Raw genomic sequence first — 7,751 nt, 5'->3', positions numbered from 1 at the left:
ATTAGAATAGATTAAGGATGATTAGAATAGATTAAGGATGATTAGAATAGATTAAGGATGATTAGAATAGATTAAGGATGATTAGAATAGATTAAGGATGATTAGAATAGATTAAGGATGATTAGAATAGATTAAGGATGATTAGAACAGATTAAAGATGATTAGAATAGATTAAGGATGATTAGAGTAAATCGAGGAAGAAATTATGGTTTTAATCGAAGATTCAACAACAGAATTAAAACGTGAATATACAAATGAAATCATAAAAACTGTAATCGCTTTTGTCAATACAAACGGCGGCACGATTTATATCGGTATTGAAGATGACGGCGATGTTGCAGGTATTGAAAACGTGAATGAAACAATACTTAAAGTAAGCAATGCTGTCCGCGACAGCATAAAGCCCGATGTAACACTCTTTACCGACTACAAAAAAGAGCAAATCGGCAATAAAACCATTCTCATTATTTCCGTACAAAAAGGAACGGCCAGTCCTTATTATCTGACCGGTAAAGGGATCCGTCCCGAAGGCGTATTTGTGCGCCAGGGAGCCTCATCCGTCCCGGCAACTGAGACGGCCATTCTGCATATGATTAAAGATACAGACGGAGAAACTTACGAGGAAGTGCGTTCTCTTAATCAGGATTTAACTTTTGAATGTGCTGAAAAAGAATTTGCAAAGCACAATATTTCTTTTGAAGAAAATCAAAAGAAAACGCTGCAAATAAAAAATGCAGACGACATTTATACGAATTTGGGTTTGCTTCTTTCAGACCAGTGTATCCATACAATAAAATTAGCTGTTTACGAAGGCGATGAAAAAGAACAGTTTAAAGACAGGCGAGAATTTTCCGGCTCCCTCTTCAGTCAGCTCAATGATGTTTATGAGTTTATTGACCGCTACAACAATATTCGCTCCGACATTAACGGTTTGCATCGCACGGATGTACGGGATTATCCGACTGAAGCAATATGAGAAGCACTTCTTAATGCCGTTGTTCATCGAGATTACTCATTCCGTGACAGCACGCTGATTAATATTTTCGAGAACTATATTGAATTCGTTTCAATCGGCGGATTGGTAAAAGGCATCACCCTTGATGATGTTAAATTGGGCATATCTGTAACACGCAATCGTAACCTTGCCAATATATTCTATCGCTTGACATTCATTGAATCCTATGGAACAGGCATACCGAAAATTATGCACAATTATAATGGATACGAGAATAAACCACAGATTGAAGCGACAAATAATGCTTTTAAAATAACCCTCCCGAACACAGCCGACGAAAATGATACGGCGACCGGTGTGTCAGCTAAACCGCAAAATAAAAACGCTGCGCAAGATAAAACCGCCGTGCAAAATAAACCTGCTGAAACCGAAAGCCGCACAGGCGATGAACAAATCGTAATGATTCTGTTCGATGAAAATGAGTTTATTACCAGGCAAGATATAGAAACCGCATTAGGCGCATCTCAGGCGAAAGCGTTAAGGGTTTTGAAAAGACTCGCTGAAAAAGGAAAAATACAAACAATTGGCGGCGGAAGGAGTACAAAATACACCAAAAAAGCAAAAGACTGAATCTGTGAATCATTTTTCATCATTTTTTTCAGAAGCCTTTTTCACACGGACCGCGCCGTCGGCATTCATTAATAAATCATCGGCCGTCGACAAAACAGAACCGATTTTATCCGATTCCATGAAAACTTCGGAACAGCCGTCGCGAATTGTTGTCTTTGTGCCGTAAAGATTGTCGGGCGCCAAAGAAACCACCAGCTTTTCGGAAAGCTTTTCCTCAATTTCGGAATCGGTTTCATCAACAAAACAAACGGAGCCGGAAATACGAACGGCCGGAGCGGATTTTTTGGAGTTTCCGGAAAGTTGCTCGCCGACGATTTCATTCAATTTATTCATAAAAGCAACTGCGGTTTCATTTCCGGGAGGCAAAAGGCCGCCGGATGCAATATTGTGGCCGCCGCCGCTGCCGCCGACGCTTTCCGCCGCAATTTTGACGGCAACAGACAAATCCAAGCCTTGTTTGATCAAACCGCGCGTTCCGCGGGATGAAATTCGGGTCACGCCGTCGTTTTCATTCAGGCAAACGAAAGGCTTGCTCGGATTGACATACCGGATGTAAGTGGTTGAAATATTGCCGGCCGAATGCAGATCCTTGCCGTAAATATAAGACAGATTTGAAAGCTGCCGCGCCGTCGGCAAAACCGTTTCCAGGTTTTTGACAAGCGTTTCCTGAATCATCCTGTAATTTTCAAAGCATTTGTCAAGAACGGAAGCGTCGCCCAAACAAAGCGCGATTGCCGCTTCAAAATCATCGTCTTTGCTGCAGCTGTCCAAAATGCCGGCCAAGTCAAAAACATTCTCAACCAATTGATTTTTAAGATAATAAATTTCGCCGGCCGCCGCTTCGACCGCGTCGGGACTGTCAAGAGGCGCAAGCTTCGCCAAAACGGCGTCGCATAAACGGTTCATATCCGCGTCGCTGAGATCATGAATGTTTTTATTTTCATCCAGATTCAAGCCCGCCAAAAAAGAGCGGATTTCATCCGGTTTTCCCGTGATATCCAAATACGGTTCGGTCGTCCGCATGAAAACATCAAACAACTTGCCGTCACCGACTTTTAAACCGTGGCGGCTGACAACGACGCCGGCCTCTTTGGCTTCCGCCAGGATTTCGGCGTTTGCGGCAACCATCAGCTGGCGGTCGCCGATCATGCCGGCAACGGCCAAAGAAGAAAGATCGACGTTTTCGGCCCGCATCGCCCGCGCCGTCAGGTAAGAAACACCCGCGCCGGAAATCATGTAAGAACCTTCCAGTCCGACCGTTATCGGATTGACGACAACTTTTGCCGGACTTTTGCCGACAGGGACGTGATGATCTAAAATCACCATCGGATTCGGAAGTGCGGATAAAAATTCGGATTGTCCGCTTCCGATGTCGCAGAAAACAATCAGAAAGTCTTCGGGATAAGAAGACGCTAAAACAGAAACAAGTGAAGCGTCCAGTTTCGGGAAAATTTTATGATAATACGTGATGCTTTCCCGCTGAAACGCCTGAATCATAATGGCAGCGCTTGTCAGTCCGTCCGAATCATTGTGCGTCACCAAACAGACATGAGAATACTGTTTGATGAAACGCGCGGCTGAATCGGCCTGTTTTTTCAAATGCCGGATTTTTTCGGATTCGGGCATGGACTGATAATTTACCATAATGTCACTTGCTTTAAGTTATATTTGTGTTGTTTTTGAATTGTATTTCTATGAAATGTATTTTTACTTTTATTGTTATTTTTATTGTTGTTTTGTTATATCCTGATATCGGTTATGTTCATAAACATTCGCATTCATGCCATCGTCAGAATCAAACCGGCCAGGTAGACGACATAAACCAGAGCGATAATTGCGCCCTGCCATCTCGTAATCTTTTTCCGGTAGCCGAAAAACGCGACCAGAACAAACAGCAGCATCATAAAGATGTAATCATAGCGGAGAAGCTGACTGTTGACGGTCAAATCAACGAACATGGACGAAACACCTAAAATCATGGTAATGTCCAAAATGTTGGCACCGACAATGTTTCCGATGGAAAGGTCCTGAAAACCTTTTCTGTAAGAGGTAATCGCCGTAATGATTTCAGGCAGCGACGTGCCGATGGAAATCAGCGTCAAACTGATGATGAGTTCGGGAATGCCGAGCTGCGTTGCAATTTCCGTTCCGTTCGTCACGACAAGACGGCTGCCGCCGACAACGAAAACCGCGCCGACGAGGAACATTAAGACATCCAAATAAGAATCTTTGATTTTGATTTTCGCCCAAATGCCTTTGCGGGGAACAGGTGCGTCGTCTTCGGGTTTTTTGGGCTCTTTCTTTTGATCCCAGTAAGTGTATGCCATGTAAGCCACGAAAATGACGAGCAGAATGATACCGTCCATTTTTGTGATGACGCCGTTCCAGCTTAAGAAGAACAGAACAGCGCCGGACGCCAGCATCATGAGGGCTTTGACGTTAAAACTCTTATCGTCAACGGCGACCGTTTTCAGCATGACGATGAAACCGATTGCAATACCGATATTACAGATTGTTGAACCGACCGCGTTGCCGATTGCCATGTCTGCCTGGCCGTTGAGCGCGGCCATAAAGCTGACCAAAAATTCGGGAGCTGTTGTCGCGAAACTGACGATTGTCGCACCGATGACGGCTTTCGGGATGCCGTATCTTTTGGAAATATTAACAGCGGCATCAACGAACCAGCCGGCACCGAATCCGATTAAGGCCAGGCCGATAATAAATAAAACATATATGAGGAGACCATCTATAGTCATTTTTTAATCCACCAATTATTACTTTGACCGCCGGAATTTCCGGCGGCCGAATCTTCAAAGCAGAAAGCAAAATCACGCAGCAACCGCAAGAAAGAATTTGTAAAAAAGTAAATGACAATTATATATAAAAAGGTTGTATAAAATATCAAAAGAAACAATCATTAAAACAAACTGAAAAGCAAATTGATAAAACAAATTGAACAATAAATAGGTTTTGGATAAAAGGGGAATTAAAAAAATGCCGGAAGAACTGAAAGCAGATCAAAAGAGCGAAGATTTTGAAAACGATACGGCAGCTGTTTTTGAAACGCCGGTCGCGAAAGAGTCGGACAAAGTCGGACTTCCGCCCGGCACACTGATGTATGTCGATGACGACGGAAAAGATGATCAAACGCTGAAAGAAAAAAGCACAATCCGCGTCATCCAATACAATGAATCGGAATATACTGAAAAAACAATTCAAAACGCCGATGACATCAAAGCGCTGAATCAAACCGACAAGACGACATGGATTCACGTTTCGGGCTTGTGGGATGTCGAAAATGTCATCAAAATCGGAGAAATTTTTCAAATCAACTCATTGGTTTTGGAAGACATTTTAAACATGGAACAGCGCCCAAAAACGGAAGATTATGAAAATTATCTGTTTACAATCATCAAGCAAATCCGATTCGACGGCGAAATCAAAGAAATAAAAGACAGCCAAGTCAGCATCGTGACGTTTGAGAAAGTTGTTCTGAGTTTCTGCGAAGACGAGCCGCACATTTTTGATTCTGTCACCGACCGTCTCAAAAAGAAAGGAAAAATGATTAAATACGGAACGGATTACCTGACATATGCGATGATTGACATGATTGTCGACCATTATCTTTATGTCGTCGAATTCTTTGACGAATGGCTGGACAATGTTGAAAAGCGCATCATTAAAAATCCCGACAAGGAAGGCGCCGAAGAAATCAATCAAATCCGCCACGAGCTGTCCTCTTTTAAAAAGGAAGTCTGGCCCGTCATCACCATCACGGAAAAGATGGAAAAAAGTGAATCAAGTTTGATTAAAAAACCGACACGAATTCTGTTTCGGGACGTTTTTGACCACGTTGTCCGAATCACCGATTCAATCGAAAACGATCACGAAATTTTAACGGGCGTTTATGATTTGTACACAACCGGCATTTCCAACCGCCTGAACGACACGATGCGGATTTTAACCGTGATTTCAACAATCTTTATTCCGCTGACATTTATTGCCGGCATTTACGGCATGAATTTCACCAACATGCCGGAACTGTATTGGGAATACGGCTATTACGCCTGCCTTGCTCTGATGGCTGTCATTTTGGTCGGAATGCTTCTGTTTTTCAGAAACAAAAAATGGATTTAAAGCGGGTGTCCCGCCGCGCGCGGGCCGCATCAATTTTAGAGAATAAGAAAAACGAAGATTTATTTTTTTTAAAGTAACCAAACTGTCATCGTTTTTACAAGATTTTGACGTCCAAACAGATATTATACTGATGAGGCGCGTAAGATCGAACGTTTCGCCTTTCAAGAACAGTGATTCCCCTGCCTTGTTTTTCAGCCGCCGACCGGATCAGTTCAACAGACCCGTCAAACAAATCATCATCCGACGTCATGGCGTAATAATGAATGACGCCGCCGGCTTTGCACAATGAAACAGCCGTGTCCAAAAAGTCACAGGCGTTATGCGGCAAATTCATAATCACATGGTCTCCGGCGCCGGCATATTTTTCCGATAAAACCGCCGCATCTTCGTTGAGAGCCTCAATATTTGTGACTTTATTGAGCGCGATATTTTCGTTCAGAAGTTCAACCGCGGCTTCGTTTTTGTCGTTGGCGATTACCAAAGTGGGCGCCGCCTGTTTTGCAATAAAAATGCTGTAAGGACCGACACCGGCAAACATATCAATCACGGTGTCGCCTTTTTTAATTTGTTCCACAATCCGGCGGCGCTCGGTTGACAGGCGCGGCGTGAAATAAGCGCGGGCCAAATCCACTTTGTATTTGCAGCCGTATTCTTTGTGAACAGTTTCTGTTTTGTTAACGCCGGCCAAAAATTCCAAATCCCGCGTCCGGAACTCTCCGGAAATCGGACCTTTGGAAAGCAGAACGGTTTTAACCGCCGAATGCGCTTTTAAAATGGCTGCGGCAATTTCAGAAACGTCTGCCGGATAAATGTTGTCAGGTTTATTTTTGTCGGATTCACTTTTGTCGGATTCACTTTTGTCGGATTCACTTTTGTCGTCCAGAACGGCAATGTCGCCGATAATCTCGTATGCCGGCGAAAATCCCAAAAGATCGGAAACCGTCGGAACTTTTGTATGCGTTTTAAAAGACAAATCTTTGACATACCAGCTGTGATACTGCATTTTCTCTGTCGGATGTGGGAGCTGTAAAATGAGATGCATCAAACGGTCCCGAATTTCCAAACGTTCTTCTTTTTCGGGATAGCGCAGAAGCGGCAGATACAGATAAACATCATCTGCAAACGGTTTGCAGGAATGATCAATGACATCAAACTCATCTAAGATGCGGCGGACAGGCTCGCCGTCTTCTTTGTGTACGCGGAATGCATACCGGACAGCGGATTCGCCGTCGCCGGAGGAAGTTTGATTTTGCATTGTTTCATTCATCATTTTGCTCTTTTATAATCTTGTTGGAAACAAATCTTTTTCGGATCGAATTTGTCATGAACGAGAATTTTTAATAGGAAGCACGCTTTATAAAACACTTATTCAGCAAGAGAGGATATAAATTTGACAGTTAAAATTTCGGTTTTGGTATCCGGCAGGGGAACAAATTTGCAGTCCGTCATTGACGCAATTGAAAGCGGAGAAATTCAAAACGTTGAAATCGCCTGCGTCATCAGCGATAAGGAAAATGCGTTTGCGCTCAAGCGCGCCGAGACGCACGGAATCGAAGGTGTTTTTGTCAATCCCGCCGAGTTTTCATCCCGTCAGGAATACGATGACAAAGTTCTTGAAATTTTAAAAGAAAGGGAAACCGATCTTGTTCTTTTGGCCGGCTATTTAAGAATCATCAGCGACTCCGTGATTCAGGAATACAAAAACAGAATCATTAACATTCATCCGTCGCTTCTGCCGTCATTTAAAGGTTTGAACGCGCAGAAACAGGCGATTGAATACGGCGTCAAGTTTACCGGCTGCACCGTTCATTTCGTCGAACCGGATTTGGATGCCGGCCCGATTATTATGCAGAAAATCATTCCCGTTCTGGAAGACGACACTGCGGACACGCTTGCCGAACGGCTGCTTGTTGAAGAAAACAAAGCCTACCGCGAAGTTGTCAAACTTTTCGTTGACGGAAAACTGGAAGTCAACGACAGAATTGTTAAAATAAAGAAATAATAAATAACAGAATTAAAAACAAAACCG

At 43.3% G+C, this 7,751-nt stretch carries 7 protein-coding genes; 4 read left to right on the top strand and 3 right to left on the bottom strand.

The window, feature by feature from the left end:
- Nucleotides 1-205: 205 nt before the first annotated feature.
- Entirely contained in the window at nt 206-976 is a 771-nt protein-coding gene (locus MmiAt1_RS05670) for an AlbA family DNA-binding domain-containing protein (RefSeq protein WP_318785923.1), read from the top strand.
- Between the two features lie 54 nt (nt 977-1,030).
- Nucleotides 1,031-1,585: an ATP-binding protein gene (locus MmiAt1_RS05665; RefSeq protein WP_318785925.1), complete on the top strand. Its 555-nt coding sequence runs from the start codon at nt 1,031-1,033 to the stop codon at nt 1,583-1,585.
- 9 nt (nt 1,586-1,594) lie between these two features.
- Here MmiAt1_RS05665 and MmiAt1_RS05660 read toward each other — a convergent pair whose 3' ends face one another.
- Both MmiAt1_RS05660 and MmiAt1_RS05655 read right to left on the bottom strand, forming a co-directional pair.
- Nucleotides 1,595-3,229: a DHH family phosphoesterase gene (locus MmiAt1_RS05660; RefSeq protein WP_318785922.1), complete on the bottom strand. Its 1,635-nt coding sequence runs from the start codon at nt 3,227-3,229 to the stop codon at nt 1,595-1,597.
- A gap of 134 nt (nt 3,230-3,363) precedes the next feature.
- On the bottom strand, nt 3,364-4,341 hold the full coding sequence (locus MmiAt1_RS05655; RefSeq protein ID WP_318785921.1) for a calcium/sodium antiporter: 978 nt from the start codon (nt 4,339-4,341) through the stop codon (nt 3,364-3,366).
- Between the two features lie 238 nt (nt 4,342-4,579).
- On the opposite strand from MmiAt1_RS05655, the gene corA reads away from it, so the two are divergent.
- On the top strand, nt 4,580-5,722 hold the full coding sequence (gene corA, locus MmiAt1_RS05650) for a magnesium/cobalt transporter CorA (protein WP_318785920.1): 1,143 nt from the start codon (nt 4,580-4,582) through the stop codon (nt 5,720-5,722).
- A gap of 94 nt (nt 5,723-5,816) precedes the next feature.
- Here the strand turns inward: corA and MmiAt1_RS05645 are convergent, their stop codons facing one another.
- Complete coding sequence (locus MmiAt1_RS05645; RefSeq protein WP_318785919.1) at nt 5,817-6,977, bottom strand: class I SAM-dependent methyltransferase; 1,161 nt, start codon at nt 6,975-6,977, stop codon at nt 5,817-5,819.
- A gap of 135 nt (nt 6,978-7,112) precedes the next feature.
- On the opposite strand from MmiAt1_RS05645, the gene purN reads away from it, so the two are divergent.
- Entirely contained in the window at nt 7,113-7,724 is a 612-nt protein-coding gene (gene purN, locus MmiAt1_RS05640; RefSeq protein WP_318785918.1) for a phosphoribosylglycinamide formyltransferase, read from the top strand.
- Nucleotides 7,725-7,751 lie beyond the last annotated feature (27 nt).

This window comes from Methanimicrococcus hacksteinii (assembly GCF_032714515.1).
GTDB lineage: Archaea > Halobacteriota > Methanosarcinia > Methanosarcinales > Methanosarcinaceae > Methanimicrococcus > Methanimicrococcus hacksteinii.
The sequence above is the reverse complement of the archived record's forward strand: the minus strand, read 5'-3'. Positions and strand labels throughout refer to the sequence as shown.

Excerpts from the sequence above, each read along its gene's own strand:
- MmiAt1_RS05670 (WP_318785923.1), top strand. The coding sequence starts at position 206 with ATGGTTTTAATCGAAGATTCAACAACAGAATTAAAACGTGAATATACA.
- MmiAt1_RS05660 (WP_318785922.1), bottom strand. The coding sequence starts at position 3,229 with ATGGTAAATTATCAGTCCATGCCCGAATCCGAAAAAATCCGGCATTTG.
- MmiAt1_RS05655 (WP_318785921.1), bottom strand. The coding sequence starts at position 4,341 with ATGACTATAGATGGTCTCCTCATATATGTTTTATTTATTATCGGCCTG.
- corA (WP_318785920.1), top strand. The coding sequence starts at position 4,580 with ATGCCGGAAGAACTGAAAGCAGATCAAAAGAGCGAAGATTTTGAAAAC.
- MmiAt1_RS05645 (WP_318785919.1), bottom strand. The coding sequence starts at position 6,977 with ATGCAAAATCAAACTTCCTCCGGCGACGGCGAATCCGCTGTCCGGTAT.